This is a genomic window from Streptomyces sp. NBC_01571, from assembly GCF_026339875.1.
Classification (GTDB): domain Bacteria; phylum Actinomycetota; class Actinomycetes; order Streptomycetales; family Streptomycetaceae; genus Streptomyces.
The window spans coordinates 2,975,707-2,996,573 of sequence record NZ_JAPEPZ010000001.1; the positions used below are offsets into that span (position 1 = coordinate 2,975,707).

Annotated in this window: 15 protein-coding genes and 1 pseudogene; 6 read left to right on the plus strand and 10 right to left on the minus strand. The window is 70.1% G+C overall.

Annotated features, from left to right (window positions below):
* Window positions 1-83: 83 nt before the first annotated feature.
* The 3 genes from OHB41_RS13415 to OHB41_RS13425 all read left to right on the plus strand — a co-directional run bounded on the left by OHB41_RS13415 (window position 84) and on the right by OHB41_RS13425 (window position 2,863).
* Window positions 84-857 (plus strand): IclR family transcriptional regulator, encoded by a 774-nt coding sequence (locus OHB41_RS13415; protein ID WP_266698236.1) that lies wholly within the window; start codon window positions 84-86, stop codon window positions 855-857.
* Between the two features lie 3 nt (window positions 858-860).
* Window positions 861-1,331 (plus strand): GNAT family N-acetyltransferase, encoded by a 471-nt coding sequence (locus tag OHB41_RS13420; RefSeq protein ID WP_266698238.1) that lies wholly within the window; start codon window positions 861-863, stop codon window positions 1,329-1,331.
* Between the two features lie 80 nt (window positions 1,332-1,411).
* On the plus strand, window positions 1,412-2,863 hold the full coding sequence (locus OHB41_RS13425; protein WP_266698239.1) for a peptidoglycan D,D-transpeptidase FtsI family protein: 1,452 nt from the start codon (window positions 1,412-1,414) through the stop codon (window positions 2,861-2,863).
* Between the two features lie 61 nt (window positions 2,864-2,924).
* Here OHB41_RS13425 and OHB41_RS13430 read toward each other — a convergent pair whose 3' ends face one another.
* Window positions 2,925-4,376, minus strand: a complete 1,452-nt coding sequence (locus tag OHB41_RS13430) for an NCS2 family permease (RefSeq protein WP_266698241.1) — start codon at window positions 4,374-4,376, stop codon at window positions 2,925-2,927.
* A 520-nt stretch (window positions 4,377-4,896) separates the two neighbouring features.
* Entirely contained in the window at window positions 4,897-5,691 is a 795-nt protein-coding gene (locus OHB41_RS13435) for an HAD family acid phosphatase (RefSeq protein ID WP_266698243.1), read from the minus strand.
* Window positions 5,692-5,924: 233 nt separating this feature from the next.
* Here OHB41_RS13435 and OHB41_RS13440 point away from each other — a divergent pair, with 233 nt between their 5' ends.
* From OHB41_RS13440 to OHB41_RS13460, 3 genes and pseudogenes are all read left to right on the plus strand, one after another.
* Window positions 5,925-6,299 (plus strand): hypothetical protein, encoded by a 375-nt coding sequence (locus OHB41_RS13440; RefSeq protein ID WP_266698244.1) that lies wholly within the window; start codon window positions 5,925-5,927, stop codon window positions 6,297-6,299.
* A pseudogene (locus OHB41_RS52610) lies at window positions 6,283-10,568 on the plus strand (RHS repeat-associated core domain-containing protein). Before OHB41_RS13440 ends, OHB41_RS52610 begins: the two are co-directional and overlap by 17 nt.
* Window positions 10,565-11,014, plus strand: coding sequence for a hypothetical protein (locus OHB41_RS13460; protein ID WP_266698246.1), 450 nt, complete (start codon window positions 10,565-10,567; stop codon window positions 11,012-11,014). Before OHB41_RS52610 ends, OHB41_RS13460 begins: the two are co-directional and overlap by 4 nt.
* A gap of 19 nt (window positions 11,015-11,033) precedes the next feature.
* Here the strand turns inward: OHB41_RS13460 and OHB41_RS13465 are convergent, their stop codons facing one another.
* The 8 genes from OHB41_RS13465 to OHB41_RS13500 form a co-directional block, all read right to left on the minus strand.
* Entirely contained in the window at window positions 11,034-12,131 is a 1,098-nt protein-coding gene (locus OHB41_RS13465; RefSeq protein ID WP_266698247.1) for a pectinesterase family protein, read from the minus strand.
* Window positions 12,132-12,133: 2 nt separating this feature from the next.
* A complete protein-coding gene (locus tag OHB41_RS13470) occupies window positions 12,134-13,450 on the minus strand; it encodes a pectate lyase family protein (protein WP_266698249.1) in 1,317 nt (438 codons plus the stop codon).
* A gap of 310 nt (window positions 13,451-13,760) precedes the next feature.
* A complete protein-coding gene (locus tag OHB41_RS13475; RefSeq protein WP_266698251.1) occupies window positions 13,761-15,098 on the minus strand; it encodes an ABC transporter substrate-binding protein in 1,338 nt (445 codons plus the stop codon).
* Window positions 15,099-15,271: 173 nt separating this feature from the next.
* On the minus strand, window positions 15,272-16,879 hold the full coding sequence (locus tag OHB41_RS13480; RefSeq protein ID WP_266698253.1) for a glycoside hydrolase family 43 protein: 1,608 nt from the start codon (window positions 16,877-16,879) through the stop codon (window positions 15,272-15,274).
* Window positions 16,879-17,733, minus strand: coding sequence for a DUF6807 domain-containing protein (locus tag OHB41_RS13485; RefSeq protein WP_266698255.1), 855 nt, complete (start codon window positions 17,731-17,733; stop codon window positions 16,879-16,881). The genes OHB41_RS13480 and OHB41_RS13485 overlap by 1 nt, the downstream gene beginning before the upstream one ends.
* On the minus strand, window positions 17,730-18,926 hold the full coding sequence (locus OHB41_RS13490; RefSeq protein ID WP_266698257.1) for a Gfo/Idh/MocA family protein: 1,197 nt from the start codon (window positions 18,924-18,926) through the stop codon (window positions 17,730-17,732). Before OHB41_RS13490 ends, OHB41_RS13485 begins: the two co-directional genes overlap by 4 nt.
* Entirely contained in the window at window positions 18,923-19,825 is a 903-nt protein-coding gene (locus OHB41_RS13495; RefSeq protein ID WP_266698259.1) for a carbohydrate ABC transporter permease, read from the minus strand. The genes OHB41_RS13490 and OHB41_RS13495 overlap by 4 nt, the downstream gene beginning before the upstream one ends.
* Window positions 19,822-20,757, minus strand: coding sequence for a carbohydrate ABC transporter permease (locus OHB41_RS13500; RefSeq protein WP_266698261.1), 936 nt, complete (start codon window positions 20,755-20,757; stop codon window positions 19,822-19,824). Before OHB41_RS13500 ends, OHB41_RS13495 begins: the two co-directional genes overlap by 4 nt.
* Window positions 20,758-20,867 lie beyond the last annotated feature (110 nt).

Genomic DNA, 20,867 nt, shown 5'->3' on the forward strand with positions numbered 1-20,867 from the left:
CGGCGTTCGATATACTGAACGCTGTCTCTGATGGTGAATATGATGCGGAGACTATTTCCCGTCCAACGAGGGGGTCAAGGGCGATGTCGGCAGGCGAGACAGGCGGCGGAGCGCAGGTCAAGTCCGCGGTACGGACCGTGGAATTGCTCGAGTACTTCGCGGGCCGGCCCGGAATGCACTCCCTGGCCGCGGTCCAGGAGGCCGTCGGTTATCCGAAGTCCAGCCTGTACATGCTGCTGCGCACCCTCGTGGAGCTCGGCTGGGTGGAGACGGACGCGACGGGCACGCGGTACGGCATCGGCGTGCGCGCCCTGCTGGTCGGTACCTCGTACATCGACGGCGACGAGGTGGTGGCCGCGGCCCGGCCCACCCTGGACCGGCTGTCGGACGACACGACCGAGACCATCCACCTTGCACGCCTGGACGGCACGAACGTCGTCTATCTGGCCACCCGCCAGTCCCAGCACTACCTGCGCCCCTTCACCAGGGTGGGCCGCCGCCTCCCGGCGCACTCGACCTCGCTCGGCAAGGCGCTGCTCGCCACCCACACCGACGAGCAGGTCCGCAAGATGCTCCCGGAGACGCTCCCCGCCCTCACCGAGCACACGATCACCGACCGCGAGAAGCTCATCGAGGAGCTGCGCCAGGTGCGGGAGCAGGGCTTCGCCGTGGACCGCGAGGAGAACACGCTGGGGCTGCGCTGCTTCGGCGTCGCGATCCCGTACCGCACCCCGGCCCGTGACGCGATCAGCTGCTCGGTGCCGGTCGCCCGGCTCACCCCCGCGCACGAGCAGACGGTGAAGGACGCGCTGTTCGACGCCCGCGACCGGCTGACGCTCGCCACCCGGAGGCTCTGACCCATGGAGGTCGCGCTCCGCCCGGTCCACGACAGCGACCTGCCGGTCTTCTACCGGCAGCTGAACGACCCCGAGTCCCTCCGGACGGCCGCGTTCACCCCCAGGGACCCGGCCGACCGGGAGGCCTTCGACGCCCACTGGAAGCGTGTCCGCGCCTCGTCCGACGTGACGCGCACGGTGCTCGCGGACGGCGACGTGGTGGGCAGCGCCGCGGTGTACGGGGAGCCCGGTGAGCGCGAGGTCACGTACTGGATCGACCGCGCCTACTGGGGCCGGGGCATCGCGACGGCCGCGCTGCGGGACCTGCTGGCCGAGGTGCCCGAGCGCCCGCTGTACGCGCGGGCGGCTGCCGACAACACCGGGTCACGGCGGGTCCTGGAGAAGTGCGGGTTCCAGGTCACCGCGCGGGCCCGGGGGTACGCGCACGCCCGGGGCGAGGAGACGGACGAGGTCGTTCTCACCCTGGCGCGCTGACCCGGACATCATGAACGGCGGATGAGAAATACCGGCGGGAGGGAACGCTTCGCCCCCGCCCGCTCGTCCTTCTGAGCGGGATGAACAAGACGATCAGGCGTGCCGCCGTCTTCACCCTGCTGCTCGTGATCTCCCTGCTGGTCAGGGCGACCTGGGTGCAGTTCTACGACGGCAAGGCACTCGCGGACGACAAGAACAACCGGCGGAACGCGATCGAGCAGTACGCGAACCCGCTCGGGAACATCATCGTGGCCGGCGACGCGATCACCGGTTCCGCGCAGACGAAGGGCAGCGACCTCAGGTACAAGCGCACGTACACCGACGGCAGCCTGTACGCGGCCGTCACGGGCTACAGCTCGCAGGTGTTCGGGGCGACCCAGCTGGAGGGCATCTACCGGAACCTGCTGGACGGCACGGACATCCAGCTCAGGAACCCCCTCGACACGGTCACCGGCAAGCGCGCCGATCCGGGTGACGTGGTCACGACGATCGACCCGGACGTGCAGAAGGCGGCGTACAGGGCGCTCGGCGACAAGAAGGGCGGGGCCGTCGCCATCGACCCCACGACCGGCAGGATCCTCGCCGCCGTCTCCACGCCGTCGTACGACCCCTCGCTGCTGAGCACCGGCGACTCCGCCGCCTGGAAGAGGCTGACGACGGACGCGGACAAGCCGATGACCAACCGGGCGATGCGCCAGCCGCTGCCCCCGGGGTCCACGTTCAAGCTGGTCGTCGCCGCGGCCGCCCTGGAGGACGGGCTGTACGCGGACGTGGATGCCAAGACGGACAGCCCGAACCCGTACACGCTGCCGAACACGACGACCGTCCTGAAGAACGAGAGCGCCTCCGCACCCTGTGCGAACGCCTCGATCCGTGTCGCGCTGCAGTACTCCTGCAACAACGTCTTCGCGAAGATGGCCGTCGACCTCGGCCAGGACAGGCTGAGGGCGATGGCCGAGAAGTTCGGCTTCAACGACACCTCGCAGGATGTGCCGGTGCGGGCGTACCCGAGTGTCTATCCCTCGGACATGGACAAGTCGTCCACGGCGCTGACGGGCATCGGCCAGTACGACGTGACCGCGACCCCGCTCCAGATGGCCATGGTGTCGGCGGCTATTGCCAACGACGGCAAGCAGGTCTCGCCGCACATGGTGACGCAGACCAGTGACGCCGGCGGCACTGTGGTGAAGAACTACGACGACAGTACGGAGACCAAGGAGATCGTCAGTCCGTCGACCGCCGAACAGCTCCGGTCCGCGATGCGCACGGTCGTCGAGGACGGCACGGGCACGAACGCGAGGATCCCCGGCGCGACGGTGGGCGGCAAGACGGGAACGGCCCAGCACGGCGAGAACAACAGCAAGACGCCCTACGCCTGGTTCACGTCGTACGCGAAGTCCGACTCGAACGGCAAGGAGGTCGCCGTCGCGGTCATGGTCGAGCAGTCCGACGCGGCCCGCTCCGAGGTCAGCGGCAACGGCCTGGCGGCCCCGGTGGCCAGGGCGATGATGCAGGCGGCCCTGAAGAACTGAGGCGCCCCGCACGACGCGCGAAGGGCCGCCCCGCATCCCCGGGGCGGCCCTTCGCGTGCCGTCACTTGACGCCGAACAGCTGCCTCACCGGGTCGATCGCGAAGTACACGAGGAACAGCGCCGACACGGCCCACAGCAGCCAGTGGACCTCACGGAGCTTGCCGAGCACCGCCTTGATCACGACGTAGGCGACGAAACCCGCACCGATGCCGTTGGTGATCGAGTAGGAGAAAGGCATCGCCGCGATGGTGAGGAACGCGGGAATCGCGATCTCGTAGTCGTCCCATTCGATGTGCTTGACCTGGGTCATCATCAGGAAGCCGACCGCGACGAGGGCGGGGGCCGCCGCCTGGAGCGGGACGATGGTGAGCAGCGGGGTCAGGAACAGGGCGAGAGCGAACATGCCGCCGGTGATCAGGTTCGAGAAGCCGGTCCGCGAGCCCTCGCCGACCCCTGCCGCGGACTCGATGTACGCGGTGTTGGACGAGGCGGAGGCCGCGCCGCCCGCGACCGCCGCGGCGCCGTCGATGAACAGCACGCGGCCGATGCCGGGCACCTTGCCCTCGTCGTCGAGCAGTCCGGCCTCGGCGCTGATGCCGACGATCGTGCCCATGGCGTCGAAGAAGTCCGACAGGATGAGGGTGAAGATCAGCAGGACGACCGTCAGGGCGCCTGTCTCGCCGAAGCCGCCGAACAGACTGAAGTGACCGACGAGGCCGAAGTCCGGGGCGGCCACCACGTCGGAGGGGATCTTCGGCGTGGTCAGGCCCCAGCTCTTGATGTCGGCGGCCGAGTTGATGAGCACGGCGAGCACGGTCATCGTCACGATGCTGATCAGGATGGCGCCCTTCACCTTGCGCGCCATCAGTCCGATGGTGAGCAGCACGCCGAGACAGAAGACCAGGACGGGCCAGCCGGTCAGCGAGCCCGTCGCGCCCAGTTGCACCGGCACGGTGGTGTTCGCGATGTCCGGGATGCGGCTGACGAAGCCGGCGTCCACGAAGCCGATGAAGGCGATGAACAGTCCGATGCCGACGCCGATGGCGTGCTTCAGCTGTTGCGGGATGGCGTTCATGACCGCTTCGCGCAGTCCGGTGAGCACCAGTACGCAGATGATGACGCCTTCGATGACCACCAGGCCCATGGCGTCGGGCCAGCTCATCAGCGGGGCGATCTGGAAGGCGACGACGGCGTTCAGTCCGAGGCCCGCCGCGATCGCGAGCGGCAGGTTGCCACCCACCCCCATGATGACGGTCATCACGGCGGCCACCAGGGCGGTGGCCGTGACGAGTTGGCCACTGTCGAGGTGGTGGCCGAACTTGTCCTTGGCACTGCCGAGAATGATCGGATTCAGGACAAGGATGTAGGCCATCGTGAAGAACGTGGCGAAACCGCCGCGTATCTCCCGCCCGAACGTGGAACCCCGTTCGGAGATCTTGAAAAACCGGTCGACGCTGTTCGCCGCCGGTGGCACGGCACTTGGCCGCTCTGCCACCTTCTGTGATTCGGACATGGCGATACTCCTCGTAACCTGCGTGGCGGGTGTGCGGATGCTGGCTGGATTGTTCCCGCGTTGAACCTCGTTCAGGTGTTCCCTGTGTTACGGAATCCGGTGCGGGCCGCCACACGCCGTTCGAGGCCCTGCCCGAACGCCCCCGCGGCCACGCATCGCGTCACACGGGGACACCGATTTCCCCATGGGTCGCGGACGCGGACCGTATACGCGGCCGGGCCACCCGCCGCGGGCGCGCACCACGGACCAACGGCCTCGTGCCAGGCGGCCCGAGGCGGCTCGGCAGCACGGATTCGTGCCGCGGAACAACCGCCCGCTCGTTTTCTTCGTCCTCTCCAGTGCGTGGAGGAAGGACACCGGTCGACGGCTCCACGGGCTCGGCCCCGCCGAACCCGGTGCGTTGTTCGGCCCCATGGATCTGCTGGCCTGAGCCCCCCCTCGGAGCCAGTCAGAGAAACGCCCCCGCCGGTGACGACCGGCGGGGGCGTCCGCCTTGTCCCACAGGGACGGTGAGGGTGTGTCAGCTGACGAAGTACGTCGGGTTCGGCAGCTTGTAGGTCTTGTCGGCGTAGCCGCCGTCGAGGTCCGAGTACTGGTCGCCGAAGTTGGCGACGATGTCGTACCCGAGGGACTCGATGTGCTTACGCGTGCCGGCCTTGTACTGCACGGTGGTGCAGTTCCAGGCGGCGGCCGTGGCGCAGGAGCTCAGGTACGCGGGCGGGTTGGCGGCGTCCTTGAGGAACATGTGGGCGGCGTCGAGGTTGACGTCGGCGCCGACCTTCCTGAGGTTCGTGACCGCGTCGACGCGCTGCGACTCCTTCAGGCCCGAGTTGTAGAAGACCTCGACGCCCTTGGACTTGGCGTACGCGACGAGCTCGGGGGTGCCGAAGACGGCCGGACGGTCGGCCTGGGCCACGTACGACGTCCACGTGGCGCCGTTGTACGTGTAGTTGGTCTTCTTCTCGTAGTCCAGGGAGAGCAGCAGCGTGTCGTCGATGTCGAAGACGACCGCCGGCTTCTCGCCCCGGTGCCTCGCCTTGTGCGCCGCCTTGTCGATGTGGCGCTCGGCGTCCGACTCCAGGCGCGCCAGGTCCTTGGCGTACTGGCTGGTGCTGGAGGCCTGGTACACGCCGTTGCTGTCGAGCGTGGTGCCGTAGTAGGTGTCGATGTCCTTGACCAACACCCCGATGTTGTAGGGCTCGTGGGTCGAGTTCGCCGTCGACTGCCCGGCGGTGGCGACACCGGTGCCGTAGAGGGCTGCACCGGCGACGACACAGGCGGCACCGATGGCCGCAGTTCTGAGGGACTTCCGCATGGGTTCTCCGGATCTGGGTGAGTTGGTTAACCGGCCGTTCCGCACCAGGTCACCGACTGTCTACGCGCATCACCCACGACACGCGAGAGCCTTTATCCGATCGATATCCCAGCCGCGGGGGGCACTTCCACCGACACATTGCCCCCGCGTGACATGTCCTTGACCGTCTCTTGGAGGGAATCTCCTGGGGTCGGAACGCGCATGCGAACGGTGCGTCGGACGGGGAGATCCGCGTGGGTGAGGGCAACGGCGACGGCATGGTCCTGCACATCCGCACCGCCGATCTGAAGCGAGCGGCGCCCGACTTCCAGGAAGGGGCGAAGAACCTCAGCAAAGCGCTCACCACTCTCGTCACCACCCTGGACGGTCTGGGCAAGCCCTGGGGCGACGACGAGCAGGGCAACGAGTTCGGTGACTCCTACTCACCCCTGCAGAAGAAGATCGAGAGCGCCGCGGGCACGCTCGTACTCGGCCTGGTGAGCATCCACGAGGCCATGGACGACCTGGCCGACGGACACGCGGACAACGACCAGTTGATCGCCGGGATGTTCACCGAGGTGAAGGTCACGGGCAAGGACAAGCAGAGCGACGGTGCCGGTGAGCGTTGAGGACGAGGCCAAGAAGATCCTGCTGAAGCTGGGACTGTGGTGGCCGGACGCCAACTCCGGTTCCCTGCGGTCCGCGGCGACCGCCTGGCGTACCTTCGCCGACGCGGTCGACGACGTACGGGGGCCGGTGCACACGAGCGCCTCCTCCCTCATCCACCACAACACCGGTGAATCGATCGACGCGTTCGCGAAGTTCTGGGACCGCTACGCCAAGGGCAAGGACGCCGGCTGGCTGAGCGATCTGGCCGGGTCCGCACGGGCGATGGCGACGGCGCTGGACAAGTTCGCGGACGCGATCGACGACGCCATCAACAAGCTCTGGACGCAGATCGGCATCGACGCCGCCGTGATCGCGGGCGGGGTGGCACTCGCCTTCTTCACCGCGGGCCTCGCCTCCGGAGCCGCCGTCGCGGCGGCGGACGCCATCATCGAGTTCGGCGCCACCATGGGCGTCGCCGTGTCCACCACCGTCGCCGAGATAGCGGCGGCCACCCTGGTCGCGGCCTCCTTCGGCGGGATCGAGTCGGTCACCGTCGATCTCGCCGTCGCCCAGCCGCTGAAGATTGTCACCGGACTTCAGCAGGGCTTCAGCCTGGACGAGGTCAACCAGGCCGCCAAGGACGGCATGATCTTCGGCGGCGCGCTGGGCGCGGGCAGCGACATGCTCAAGGCGGGGGTGGAGGGCGCGTTCAGCGACACCACTCCCTTGCTGCTGCGGCCACCGTCGCTCCGCCCCGACCTCGTCGAGCTCGGACCGGCCGCGCGTACCGCGGACCGCACACCCTGCGTCGGCGAGCCGATCGACGTGGCGACGGGCGCCATGCTGATGACCCGGACCGACCTGACCCTGCCCGCCTCCCTCCCCCTCCTCTTCCAGCGCACCCATCTGTCCTCCTACCGCGGCGGGGTCTGCTTCGGCTCCACCTGGACGTCGACCCTCGACGAGTGCGTGCAGATCGACGGCGAGGGGGTCGTCTTCGCGGCGTCGGACGGCATGCGGCTCGTCTATCCCGTGCCGGAGCCGGACGTGGCGACGCTCCCGGTGAAGGGCGCTCGCTGGCCCCTGTGCTGGGACGGCAAACCCGACGGCGTCATGACGATCACCGACCCCCGCACCGGCGTCGTGCGCACCTTCAGCACCCCCTTCTCCTCGGGCTCCTTCGGCGTCGTCCATCTGCCGCTGGACTCCTGGAGCGACCGCAACGGCGCCCGGATCGACGTCGAACGCGACGAGGAGGGCGTGCCGTTCGGCATCCGCCACTCCGGTGGCTACTACCTGGCCGTCGACACCCGGGGCCCCCGCGTCACCGCCCTGCGCCTGCTCGACGAACCCCCCTCCCGGTACGGCCCCGACGGCCCGGTGGGCGAGGGCACGCTCGTCATGCGATACGGCTACGACCCGTCGGGCAACCTCACCGAGGTGATCGACTCCAGTGGTGAACCACTGCGGTTCACCTACGACGACCAGGGCCGGATGACGCGGTGGACGGACCGCAACGGGACCTGGTTCTCGTACGTCTACGACGAGCGCGGGCGGGTCGTCCGTACCGAGGGTGTCGACGGCATCCTGTCCGGCACGCTGACGTACGACGACGCCACCTCCACGACGACGTACACCGATTCCCTCGGCCACGTCTCCGGCCATCGGTACAACTCCGAGGGCCTGGTCGTCGAGGAGACGGACGCGCTGGGGCACGTCACCCGCACGGAGTGGGACGAGTGGGGTGCGGGGCTCCGCTCGGTCACCGATCCGCTGGGACGTACGACCCGGTACGGCTACGACGGCGCCGGGAATCTCACCGGGCTCACGTTGCCGGACATGTCGGTGGCCGGGGCCGTCCACGACGCGCACGGCCTGCCGACGGAGGTCCTCGAACCGGGTGGGGCGATCTGGCGGCACACCCACGACGAGCGCGGCAACCTGCTGGCGACCACCGACCCGGCCGGTGCCGAGACCCGGTACACCTACGACGAGTCGGGCCGTCGGACGTCCGTCACGGACGCGCTCGGCCACACCCGCACGACGGCCCACGACGCGGCCGGGCTGCCCGTCGCCCTCACCGACGAACTGGGTCACACGACGTCCGTGCGCCGGGACTCCTTCGGCCGCGTCGTCGAGGTGACCGACCCGCTGGGCCACACCACCCGCATGGGCTGGACGACCGAGGGCAGGCCTGCCTGGCGCGAACAAGCCGGCGGCACGCGGGAGTTGTGGACCTGGGATGCCGAGGGCAACCTCCTCGCCCATACCGCTACCGCGGGGAACACGACTCACCGCACCACCGGTCACTTCGACGTTGCCGCCGCCCGGAACGACCCGGACGGTGCGGCTCACACGTTCACCTACGACACCGAGCTACGGCTGACCGGCGTCACCAACCCGCAGGGGCTGACCTGGTCGTACACCTACGACGCGGCCGGCCGCCCGACGGCGGAGACCGACTTCGACGGTCGTACCCTCACCTACACGCACGACGCCGCGGGCGGTCTGCTGTCCCGCACCAACGGCGCCGCGGAGACGTTGAGCTTCACCCGGGACGCACTCGGCCGGGTGACGGAGCAGGCGGACGACACGGGCACCGTCACGACGTACACGTACGGTCCGGACGGTCACCTCGCGCGCACCGCCAACGCGGATGCCGACCTCACCATGGAGCGCGACGCGCTCGGCCGTGTTCTAGCCGAAACCGTCAACGGCCGCACGACCACGCACGCCTACGACGCTCTCGGACGGCGTACCCGTCGCCGTACCCCGAGCGGCGTCACTTCGCGATGGACGTACGACCCCGCCGGGCGACCGGCCGAGCTCCTGGTCGCGGACGGGAAGCTGCGGTTCGCCTACGACGCGGCCGGACGCGAGACACGTCGCCTCATCGGCACGGACACAGCCCTCTCCCAGAGCTGGGACGCGGGCGACCGCCTCACCACCCAGTCGCTGACGACACGGGGCGCCGCGGAGGCGGACCTCCTGCTCCAGCACCGCGCCTACGCCTACCGAGCCGACGGCTACGTCACCGAGGTCCGCGAACTCACCACGGGCACCCGGCGCTACGACCTCGATGTCATGGGGCGGGTCACGGGCGTGCGCGGTCACGGATGGACCGAGACCTATGCGTACGACGCGTCGGGCAACCTCACCCACGCTCGGCGCCGGCCCACGACGCGACCGGCGACCACGCGTCCGAAGGCACCCTCGTCCGCCGCTCCGGCCGCACCTCGTACGCGTACGACGAGCAGGGCCGCCTGGTACGCAGGGTCCGCAAGCTGCTCAACGGGCAGCAGCGCGTCTGGACGTTCGCCTGGAACGCCGAGGACCGACTCACCGAGGCCACCACACCGGACGGCGGGCGCTGGCGCTACGCCTACGATCCGCTCGGTCGCCGCATGTCCAAGTACCGTCTCGGCGACGACGGCACAGAGACCGATCGCACGGACTTCACCTGGGACGACACCCGTCTCGCCGAACAGCGAGCCGCTGACGGCAGGGTCGCCACCTGGGACTACGCACCCGGCACACACCGTCCGCTCGCCCAGACCACGCACAGACCCGCGGAGATCGCCCCGGGCGCCTCGTTCCTCGCCCGGCTCGCCGAGGACACGACGGCCGACCGCACCGTCCGCTTCCACGCCGTCGTCACGGACTCGGTCGGTACCCCGGCCGAACTCGTCTCCACCGACGGCGACGTGGCCTGGCAGCGCCGTACCACCCTCTGGGGAACGCGATATCCCGCCCCCACGGACGACCGTGAGTCCGTGGACTGCCCGCTCCGGTTCCCGGGCCAGTACGCGGACCCCGAAACCGGCCTGCACCACAACTTCCACCGGTACTACGACCCGGAGACCGCACGGTACGTCTCGTCCGACCCGCTCGGTCTGGACACGGGTCCGAACCCGTACTGGTACGGCCCGCATCCGCTGACCTGGATCGACCCCTACGGGCTGGCGCTCTGCCGCACCGCTCCGAGGATGGAGGACGGCAACCCCAAGGAGGGCTGGCAGCACATCGACGAACGTCACATCGCGGGCACCGCGAACGGCGGCCACGGCGATCTCCTGCCTCCGTCGACCACACGCGCTCAGGTGGAGAAGGCCGCGGAGACGATGATCGAGAAGGGCACGCGGGTCTCCGATCCCGCGCGCCGGATGCAGACCTATGAGAAGAGGATGATCGTGAACGGAATGCGGGCCCGGTACCGCCTGGTCGTCGACTCGGACGACGGGAACCGCATCATCACCTTCTTCCCGGTAGGAAAGAGCTACACCCCGTGATCACTGTGCGGTTCACCGTCAGGCCCGGTCAGGGCGACCCCAGTGGCTTCGACCTGGGTGACATGTCCGTCGCCGGGGATCTGGGTACGGCCGACTCGGCGGGCCGTACCCCCGACCGGGGCATGATGATCTACCTCTCGGTGACACAACTGCTGGACAGCCTCCCCGCGCTTCTCCGCGGCAGTGTCAGAACACTCGCCTTCACCGGTGTCGACACCTCGTTCGGCCTCTCCTTCCGACGCAACAAGGACGGAGTCTCCGTCTCCTCCGAGGACGGCGTCATCGCCCGCACGACGCCGGACGAACTCGCGTCGGCGGTTCTGGGCGCGGCCGAGGCGCTGGCCCTCACCCTGCCCACCGGGGATCCGGCCGCGTCCGACTACGCGGACGCCCTGGCGGCATTTCGTCCGCTCGTGTCACGGCGCGGTCCCGGCGGCGGTCATTGATGGGGAGGGAGACGAACCGTCACGGGCACCAGTCGCCGAGGTACACCTCGCGGGTCGCCGACTCGGCCTCCGAGCGGCTCAGTTGGGGCCGGTTCGGCGGGACACTGATCGCCGCTCCGGGTCCGGAGTTGCGGTACTCGGCGAACCGCTGGCTCTGCCACGGGTAGGTGTCCGACATGTTGGTGTAGGGCGCGACCGCGTCGATCCCGGCGGTGAGCCGGGTGTCGCGGACGGTGAGCATGGGCCGGGCGGTGGTGTCCGAGCTGGGCACCCAGGGGCGGGCCAGCTTGTAGTACGCGTCCGGGGCCTCGCTGCTGACCCGGCCGTGGGTGACCAGGTAGCCGCGCGGGTCGGCGCGCGCGGTGGAGGGGGCGAAGACGAAGCCGTACGGGGCCCCGGCCAGGTCCGTGCGGTTCAGGGCGCGGAAGTGGCAGCGCTCGAAGACGGCGGTCGCCCGGCCGAAGACGAAGTCCACGTCACCCTCGACGTAGCAGCCGCGGTAGTACTGCCGGGCGAAGGTGCCGAGCGCCATGGAGTCGGCGTACAGCGTGTCCTGGTGGCCCAGGAACCGGCACCCCACGAAGGCCGAGCGGTCGCCCTGCACCTTGATGGCGACCGCCTGGGTGCCGGTGATCCCGGGGTGGCCGGCGCGCAGCCAGTCGTTGGCGAAGGTGATCCGGCGGGCGGTGAAGCCGTCGGCCTGCACGGTCGTGGTGGCCGACCCGGTCGTGCCGTAGGTGCCGCCGCCGGGCTTCGGCGTGCCGGCCGCGTTGTCGTACACGACGACGACGTCCCGCGGGTCCCCGGAGGCGCCGATCCAGGTCATCTCCGTACGGTCGGTGCCGACGGCCACGGTCTCGCGGTAGGTGCCCGGGGCGACGACCAGCGTGTATCCGCTTCCGCTCGCCGCGTTCACGGCGGCCTGGACGGTGGTGTGGTCGCCGCGCCCGCCGGGATGCACGTACAGAGTGCGGGCGGTGAGGCGCGCGGAGGGCGAGCCGTAGCGTCCGAACGGTGACCGGTCGACCGCGCGGGCGGGTGCCGCGAGCGCCGGAGCCAGTACGGCTCCGATGCCCGCGGCGACGAACGTCCTTCTGCTGAACGGGGCTTCGGCCATGGTCAGCAGACCTTGCCCGCGCCCGCGCGGTGGTCCACGATGCCCGGCACCGCACTCGGCGGATCGACCCGGGTCCGCAGGGTCGGGGTCCAGCCGGCGCCGGACTGCAGCGTCTCGGACGGGATCCCCGCGTTGTGCACGGCGATCAGGTCCGTCGCCACCCCGTTGACGTAGTTGTCCGCGGCGGTGAGCGGCGCCTCCTTCCACTTCTTCAGGACGGTCGCCGCGCTGATCCCGCCCGGCAGGGTGAACGCGTTGTGCTCGGCGACGAGTTGGGACTCCATTCCGACGCCGTAGCTGTAGGAGAAGCCGGCGTCCGCGACGAAGTGGTTGTTGTACGAGTCGACCTGGCCGAAGCGGACGCGCGGCGCGCGCTCGACCAGGTTCGAGAAGAGGTTGTGGTGGAAGGTCACCTTGAGGTGGCCCCGGTCGACGGCGGCCGTGGAGGCGCTGTCGCTGTTGCCGACCAGGATCGTCTTGTCGTGGTCGGTGAACACGTTCCAGGAGGCGGTCACGTAGTCCGCGCCTTTGACGATGTCCAGCTCGCCGTCGTGCTGCTCGTAGATCCGGCCGAAGTACGAGGGCAGCGAGCTGTCGGGGTGGTCCCCGTCGGTGAAGGTGTCGTGGTCCAGCCAGACATGGGTGGACCCGTAGACCACCGCGCTGTCGTACTCGGAGTTCCAGTTGCCGACGGCCGTGTCGGTCGGGTCCCACTGCGGGAAACAGTCGAGCGGGCTCTCGAAGGTGAGGTTGCGGACGATGACGTTCTCCACGGCCTCGATCTGGAGGCTGGCGCCCTTGAAGCCCGCGTTCCCGCCGATGCCGATGACGGTGGTGTTGGCGGGGATGTCCACCTTGATGGCGGTGGCCTGGCGGGCGGCGGAGGCGCGGCGAAGGCCTTCGGGACTGTCGTCGGGCTCGGCGTCCAGGTTGGTGCCGTAGCCCCAGTTCTCCGGCGCGTACTTCCGCAGATAGGCGTCGAAGTCGTAGCCCGGCACGGCGAAGGAGTCGCAGCCCTCGGCGGCGGCGTCGATCGTGCCCTTCACCCTGATGATCTTCGGAGCGGTCGAGCCGTTCTTCAGCGCGGCCTTGAACTCGGTCCAGTTGGTGACGGTGTAGACGTGCGCGGCGTCGGCTGCCGTTCCTCCGGTGGTGCCGGTGGTGGCGGAACCCCAGCCGTCGCCGGCGGGGAGGGCCTGGCGGGCGGGGTCGCGCGGCCGCGTCTGGGCCTGGGCGGTGGTGCCGGTGGCGGCCAGGACCAGGGCGGTGCATCCGACCAGGGAAGCTATGGCGCGTGCATGACATCCACGGGTGTTCATGGTGCGGCTCTCTCTTTCCGGTGGGCCGGCGGCCCGATGGGCCAGTAGGGCGAGGGGGTCGGGGGAAGAGGTGGGGTCCGGGGGGGGAAGAGGTGGGGTGGGACGGGGTGGGACGGGGTGTGAGGCGGGACGGGTGGATGGGCCCCGCGCGGGGGAACCGCGCGGTCCGGCCGCGGCCGGTCCGCGGGCCACGGGGCACCCGTGCAGGGCGGTCCCGCGCCCCCGGACCGGCCGCGCACGGACCGGCCGGCGCGGCGAACCGGCACGGCGGACCGGCGGACCGGCGGACCGGCGGAGCGAACCGGCGGAGCTAGTGATTCGCCTTCCAGTCCGCCTGCGCCTTGTTGAGCTGGTCGGCCAGCGTGTCCAGGAAGTCCTTCGCGGTCATCTTCCCGAGCAGCAGCTTCTGGAAGTTGGGCTCGTTGTCGGCCTTGGAGATGGTGTTCCAGTCGGGCAGGTAGTACGGCAGCTGCACGATCTTGGTGTCGGCGCCGTTGAGTGCCTCCGCGGCGAGCCTGGTCGGCTCGGCCTGCTGGATCCAGGCGTCCTCGGCGGCGTCGGTGTTCGCCGGGACCTGGCCCGCGGACTCGTTGAACTTGGAGTTCTCCGCGGCCGAGACGGCGAACTCGATGAACTTCCAGGCCGCCGACTTGTTCTTGCTGGACTTGAACAGACTCAGCCCGTCGACCGGGTTGGACACCTGCACCCGGGTGCCGTTGTCCTGCGTGGGGTTCGGGATGCCCTTGAACTTCTCCGCGCCCAGCGCCTTCAGATGATCCTGGTACGAGCCGAGGTTGTGGCTCAGCATGCCGATGCTGCCGCTGTCCCACTGGGCGACCATCTTGGCGAAGTCGTTGTTGACGTCGGCGGACGGGGTGTCCTTCTTGTACAGGGCGATGTACTTCTCCAGGGCCGCCACGTTCTTCGGGTCGTTGACGGTGGTTTTGTCGCCGTTCCAGAACGAGGTGAGGCCCGTCTGGCCGTACACCGCGTCCAGGGCCGGCGCGATGGCGCCCTCGCCGCCGCGGATGGTGAAGCCGAACCGGTTCCTGCCCTTGTCGGTGAGCTTGTCGGCGGCCTCGTAGAACTTCGACCAGGTGGTCGGCGCGTCCAGGCCGGCCGCCTTGAAGAGGTCGGTGCGGTACCACAGCGTGCCGTTGTTCGCGGAGGTCGGCACCTGGTAGAGCTTGCCCGCGCCGCCGGCGGCGCGGCTGACGTCGAGCAGGTTCTGGCTCAGCCTGCCGTTCAGCGGGCTCTTCTCCACGCGGCTGTCCAGTGGCTCCAGCGCTCCCTGGACCGCGACCTCGGCGAGCATCGCGGTGCCCACACCGCCGACGTCGGGCAGGCCGCCGCCCTGGATGGCGGTGTCGTACTTCGACTGGGCGCTCGCCGCGGGGATGCCGACGTAGTTGACCTTGATGTCCGGGTACTTCTTCTCGAAGTCCGCGATGATCTGCTTCCAGATGTCGGTGCGGACACCGCCGTTGTTGTCCCAGAAGGTGATCTCGCCCTTGCCCGAGCCCTCGTCGCCCTTGTCCCCGGCCGCTCCGCTGCCGTTGTCGCCGCAGGCGGTGGCGGTGAGCGCGAGCACGGAACCCAGGGCGACGGCCAGCGCGGAACGCCTGGTTCTGTGGTTGCTGATCTTCATTGGTCGGCTCTCTTCTTCTGGTTCCAACAGGGTTGCGGGGTCAGGTCGGTGATGGTCGGCCGGTGCCGGCGGCACCGGCCCCGGACGTCCGGCACACGATTTCGGAAAGCGCTTGCTCCGGAGATGCGGCACTGCGGCTCCCCTCAGGGCTCACGAATGGCGGTGGATGACCCTCAGGGGGTCGCGGTGATGCGGAACTGCGTGAACGAGGCCACGCCGGCGTGGCCCGCGCCGGCGGGGGCGAGCGCGAACAGCCCGAGCAGGGCGCCGACCCAGCGCCAGGGGGTGGCCGCGAAGACTTGACCGGAGGACACCCGGCCGTCGCCGACGTCGTACGAGAAACGGCAGCGCGCCCCCGCGCCGGTCTCGATCCACAGCCGGGCCCGCCCCTCGGGCGCCTCCCGGGAGACGGCGGCGTCCCGTTCCCTCCCCCACGGCCCCGAAGTCGTGGCGGGCGCCCCCGTCCCGAGGGACTCGGCGAACCGGTGCACGAGCCGCACCGACCCGTCGGGGCCGCGCTGGAGCCCGATCCAGCTGAACGCGTCCCCGAGCACGGCGAGTCCCGCCCGCGCGCCGGGCTCCTCGCTGTCGAGCCGCAGCTCCACCTCGGTGGTGGCGGCGATCCCGGGCAGCCGCTGGGTGAGGACGTGCGGCAGCTTGCGCAGGTCGTGCGCGTCCGCCGTCCGTACACAGGTCAGCCGCAGCCCGTCCGAGGAGTGCTGGGTGGCCCAGCCGTCGTAAGGGTCCCCCCTGTTCGAGCGGAGCCGAGAACTTGATGGAGGGTTGGCGGTCCACTGCCACTGCCGCCCGAACCGGCCGCCCGGGAAGTCGTCGTCGGTGGCGGGCGCCGAGGGCGGCTGCCACGGCAGATCGGGCTTCCGGTGTACGGCGACGGGGGTGCCCTCGTCGCCGATCACCGGCCAGCCGTCCGGCCCGTCCCAGCGCATCGGCTGGAGGTGCACGACCCTCCCGTACGGACCGCGGTGCTGGAAGTGCGCGAACCAGTCCTCGCCGGCCGCCGTGCGCACCCAGCCGCCCTGGTGCGGGCCGTTGACCCCGGTCTCCCCCTGCTCCAGCACCACCCGCTCCTCGTACGGGCCGAAGAAGCCGCGCGAGCGGAAGGCGCCCTGCCAGCCGGTCTCCACTCCCCCGGCGGGCGCGAAGATCCAGAACCAGCCGTCGTGCCGGTAGGCCTTGGGCCCTTCGAGGGTGAACCAGCCGGGGATCCGGTCCGCGTCGATGATCACCTCGCCCTCGTCGAGCAGGCCGGTGCCGTCGGGACGCATCCGGTGCCCGGTGAGCCGGTTCTTCACGCCCGAACGGGATCCGGCCCACGCGTGCACGAGGTAGGCCTCGCCGGTCTCCTCGTCCCACAGCGGACAGGCGTCGATCAGCCCCTTGCCCTCCTTCACCAGGTGCGGCCGGGTCCAAGGGCCGCGGATCTCAGGGGCGTTGACCTGGAAGATGCCGTGATCGGGGTCGCCCCAGAAGATCCAGAAGCGGTCGTCGTGATGACGCAGGGACGGCGCCCACACCCCGCGGTCGTGCCGGGGCCTGCTGAACTCCTGCACCGGTTCGAGGCGTTGCAGGGCGTGGCCGACGAGCGTCCAGTTGACCAGGTCCCGGGAGTGCAGCAGCGGCAGGCCCGGCACCCGGCCGAAACTGGAGGCGGTGAGGTAGAAGTCGTCCCCGACACGGAGCAGATCGGGGTCGGACCAGTCGGCGTCGAGAACGGGGTTGCGGTAGGTGCCGTCGTTCAGGTCGGCGGAGGGGAGGGCCATCAGGGGTTCACCGCCCCGCGGACGAGCGCGGCGGCCTCGCTCCGGTCGAGGATGCCGTCCGCGACGACGGTCACGACCCGGCGTACGACGGTGTCCTCCGCCCCGATGGGCAGCCGCTCGGTGTGCGCGAGGGAGGAACCGACGCCCGGATACTCGGTGGTGCGCACGAACCACGGGTCGAGGCGGGTCCGTTCGGTGGCCCCGGCGAAGACCAGGGTCCAGCGGGCACCCGCGAGCGCCAGCCAGTCGGCGCGGGCGCCGTGCACCGCCTCCTCGCCCTCGGTGTCGGCGGTGAACACGCGCGGCGCCCCGGACTCCTTGCGGGCCCGCCAGAAGAAGCCGCCGTAGGCCGCGCCCGGCCGCCCGTTGGTGGCCGGGCTGCCGATGGAGAGGGCTTTCCCGGTCGTGTTCGTGAGCGCGAAGGTGAAGTCCAGCGCCCAGGCGGAGTCGGTGAGTCCGGTCGCGGTGACGGTGCGGCGCTCGCGCAGCAGCTCGCCGCCCGCGGCCACCCAGCGCAGCTCCTCCACGAAGCCGTCCGGGTCGCTCAGCTGGAAGCCGGAGTGCCGCTGGGCGCCGTGGCCGGCCGGCTCGGTGGGGCCCTGGTCGCGCACATAGGTGCGCCCGCCCCAGAAGTTGTGCCCCTCGACGTCGGGAACGGCGACACCGACGCCGAGGTGGTGGAGGTGGTCGGCGGGACTGAACTCGGTGACCGCCGTGCCCGCCAGGGTGGTGACCGGATGGAAGTACGGACGCGGGGCCAAGCGGGCGGGCAGCTCGGGGCGGGTGTGGTACCGGCCGACCGGGCGGCCCGCGACCCGCAGGACCGGCGACTCGGGATGCGACGCGGTGTTCATCCGGTGCTCACCTCGTTCGGGGCCGCCCAGGAGGCGCCCAGCTCGGAGTAGAGGGCGAGGCTGTCGGCCGCCGCCGCGACGAGTCCGTCGATGCCGCGCACGATCCGGCGGTTCTCCGCGGGGACCGTCTCCCAGGCGTCCGCGGGCAGCGCGACCGGGTCGGGCGCCCGCCGGATCGCCTCGACGACCTTCATGAAGGCGCCTGTCGACTCCGGAGTCACCAGCAGTTCGTCGCCGCCGGTCAGATGCGCGACCAGGTTCTCCAGCAGGTCCGCGCGGCCGTACTCGATCTCCTCCGGGCCGTGCCCGGACCGCTGCACGAGTACGCGGTCGAGCTTGTACCAGAAGGTGATCCGGCCCCCGCTGCCGTGCACCAGGACATACGGCTCGCCCGGCCGTTCGGCGCAGAGCGTGGCGGCGACGGCGACCCTGCCCCGGGGGGTGGTGACGCGTACGCAGGAGGTGTCGTCGGACTCGATGTCGTTGGCGCGCAGCAGCTCGGTCTCGATCGTGCCGACGTCCTCGGCGCGGCTGGCCCCGTGCAGCGCGAGGGCGGTGACGACGGCGTGCGCGAGGGGGTTGGTGAGGGCCCCGTCGATCACGTCCACGCCGTTCAGGCGGCGCTTGCCCGCCCACGCCGCCCTGCGGTAATAGGCCTCGTCGCGTGCCCAGGCGCCCGCTCCGCCGATCCCGGTGACCGTGCCCAGTACACCCGACGCGATCATCTCCCGGATCGCCGGCAGGGCGTGCGAGCCCAGTGACTGGAAGCCGATCTGGCAGGCGACCCCGGCCGCCGCGACCCCGTCGGCCAGCCGGCGGAACTCGGCGTACGAGGGCGCGGGGGGCTTCTCCAGCAGCAGGTGGACGCCCCTGCCCGCCGCGATGAGCGCCAGGTCGGTGTGGGTCGGGATGGGCGTGCAGATCACCGCGATCGCGGCGCCGGTGGAGTCGAGCAGGGCCCCGAAGTCGGCGGACTGCTCGGGAGGCCGTCCCCCGAAGTCCTCGAAGTCCTCGAACACCTCCGCGAGTTCGTCCGGCGTGAGGGCGTTCAGCTCGCAGATGCCCGCCAGCCGTACGAGCCCCTTGTCCTGGAGCCGGCGGATGTTCCGCAGGTGCCAGCGGCCGTGGCCGCGCGCCCCCGCGAGGACGATCGGCAGCGGAAGTTCCCGGCCGGGCGTGTGCATCCCGCTCATCCCTTCACCGCCCCCGCGCTGAAGCCGGTGATCAGCCACTTCTGGATGAAGGCGAACACGATGACGACGGGGACGGCCGCGATGATGCCGCCCGCGGCGAGCGCGCCGAGGTCGACGCTGTCGGCGCTCATCAGGGTGTTGAGGCCGACCGGGATCGTCTGCTTGCTCTGGTCGCTGAGGAACATCAGGGCGAACAGGAAGTGGTTCCAGGCGTGGACGAAGGCGAAGGAGCCGACCGCGATCAGCCCCGGGCGCAGCAGCGGGAGTACGACGATCCGGAAGGAGGCGAGGCGGCCGCAGCCGTCGACCCAGGCGGCCTCTTCCAGGGAGTACGGCACGTTCCTGATGAACCCGCTGATGAGGATCATCGACAGCGGCAGCTGGAAGACCGTCTCGGCGATGACGACGCTGCCCAGCGAGTTGATCATCTGGAGCTTGGCGAAGATCTGGAAGAGCGGTACCAGCAGCAGCGCGCCCGGCACGAACTGCGAGCACAGCAGCGCCAGCATGAAGCCGCGTTTGATCCTGAAGTCGAAGCGGGCCAGGGCGTATCCGCCGGCCAGGGCTACCACCGTCGTCATGACGAGGGTGGCGACGGCGATGAGCACGCTGTTCTGGAAGTAGGTCCCGAAACTGCGCTCGGTCCACACCTTTTCGAAGTGCTCGAAGGTCATGGGCCACGGCACCAGCGAGGTGGAGCCGGCCGGGCGGAGCGCGAAGAGCAGGATCCAGTAGAAGGGGATCAGGGTGAAGAGGAGGTAGACGCCGAGCGGGAGGTAGATGTGCCGGCGCGGGACCTCGTCCCAGGCGCGGCGCTTCGTGCCCGGGCGCCGCCGGGGTTCCTCGGCCGCCGGGGCCGGTGCCGCGGGGGCGCTGACGGTGACGTCCTCGGTGATCACTTCTCCCCGCCTCCGAACTTGCTCAGCCGCAGATAGACGATCGAGCAGAACAGCAGAATCACGAACGCGACCGTGGTGAGGGCGGACGCGTAGCCGAAGTTGTGTGCGTCGACACTGGTGTTGGCGATGTAGAGCGGAAGGGTGGTCGTCTCACCCGCGGGTCCGCCGCCGGTCAGGGTGTAGAGCAGGTCGACGTTGTTGAACTCCCAGACCGCGCGCAGCAGCGTGGACAGGACGATGGCGTCCTTCAGGTGCGGCAGCGTGATGTGCAGGAACTGCCGGAAGCGGCTCGCGCCGTCCACCTCGGCGGCCTCGTACAGGTCCTTGGAGACGGACTGGAGGTCGGCGAGGATGAGGATCGCGAAGAAGGGCACGCCGCGCCACAGGTCGGCGACGACGGCGGCCGGGAAGACGGTGGCGGTGTCCGACAGCCAGCTGGTGCCGTACTGGCCGATGCCGGCGTCCGCGAGGTAACGGGTGATGCCCGTCTGGGAGTTGTAGAGCAGTACCCAGATGGCGGAGGTCAGCACCCCGGAGACGGCCCACGGCGAGAAGACCAGCGCCCGGCCGACGGCACGGCCCACGAAGGTCTGGTTGACGATCAGTGCCAGCGCCAGACCGAACAGCAGCTGCAGACCGACCTCGACGACGACCCACTGGGCGCTGAAGGTCAGCGTGTCCCAGAACTGGGGGTCGGCGGTGAAGGCGTGCACGAAGTTGTCGAAGCCCGCGAACCCGTTGCGCCACGGCTTGGTGGGGTTGTAGTTCTGCAGGCTGTAGTAGAAGACGCTGATGACCGGGTAGGCGATGAAGCCCAGCATCAGCAGCCCGGCGGGGGCGATCAGCAGATACGGGAGCCTGCGGGGCGTCGCCGAGCCGCGGCGCCGCCGGAGCGGCGCGGGCTGTTTCGCCACGGCTGCGGCTTGGGCCATGACTGTTCTCCGTTCTTGCGGGTGCCGTGGAGCGCTTGCTGTCGGTGACACAGGAAGCGCTTGCTACATGCGCATGGGTGAAAGCGCTTCGGACGTGTCGTTCGGTGGTC

What these genes read in the sequence shown, in the direction of transcription:
- OHB41_RS13415 (WP_266698236.1), top strand. Translation starts at nt 84, where the DNA reads ATGTCGGCAGGCGAGACAGGCGGCGGAGCGCAGGTCAAGTCCGCGGTA.
- OHB41_RS13420 (WP_266698238.1), top strand. Translation starts at nt 861, where the DNA reads ATGGAGGTCGCGCTCCGCCCGGTCCACGACAGCGACCTGCCGGTCTTC.
- OHB41_RS13425 (WP_266698239.1), top strand. Translation starts at nt 1,412, where the DNA reads ATGAACAAGACGATCAGGCGTGCCGCCGTCTTCACCCTGCTGCTCGTG.
- OHB41_RS13430 (WP_266698241.1), bottom strand. Translation starts at nt 4,376, where the DNA reads ATGTCCGAATCACAGAAGGTGGCAGAGCGGCCAAGTGCCGTGCCACCG.
- OHB41_RS13435 (WP_266698243.1), bottom strand. Translation starts at nt 5,691, where the DNA reads ATGCGGAAGTCCCTCAGAACTGCGGCCATCGGTGCCGCCTGTGTCGTC.
- OHB41_RS13465 (WP_266698247.1), bottom strand. Translation starts at nt 12,131, where the DNA reads ATGGCCGAAGCCCCGTTCAGCAGAAGGACGTTCGTCGCCGCGGGCATC.
- OHB41_RS13470 (WP_266698249.1), bottom strand. Translation starts at nt 13,450, where the DNA reads ATGAACACCCGTGGATGTCATGCACGCGCCATAGCTTCCCTGGTCGGA.
- OHB41_RS13475 (WP_266698251.1), bottom strand. Translation starts at nt 15,098, where the DNA reads ATGAAGATCAGCAACCACAGAACCAGGCGTTCCGCGCTGGCCGTCGCC.
- OHB41_RS13480 (WP_266698253.1), bottom strand. Translation starts at nt 16,879, where the DNA reads ATGGCCCTCCCCTCCGCCGACCTGAACGACGGCACCTACCGCAACCCC.
- OHB41_RS13485 (WP_266698255.1), bottom strand. Translation starts at nt 17,733, where the DNA reads ATGAACACCGCGTCGCATCCCGAGTCGCCGGTCCTGCGGGTCGCGGGC.
- OHB41_RS13490 (WP_266698257.1), bottom strand. Translation starts at nt 18,926, where the DNA reads ATGAGCGGGATGCACACGCCCGGCCGGGAACTTCCGCTGCCGATCGTC.
- OHB41_RS13500 (WP_266698261.1), bottom strand. Translation starts at nt 20,757, where the DNA reads ATGGCCCAAGCCGCAGCCGTGGCGAAACAGCCCGCGCCGCTCCGGCGG.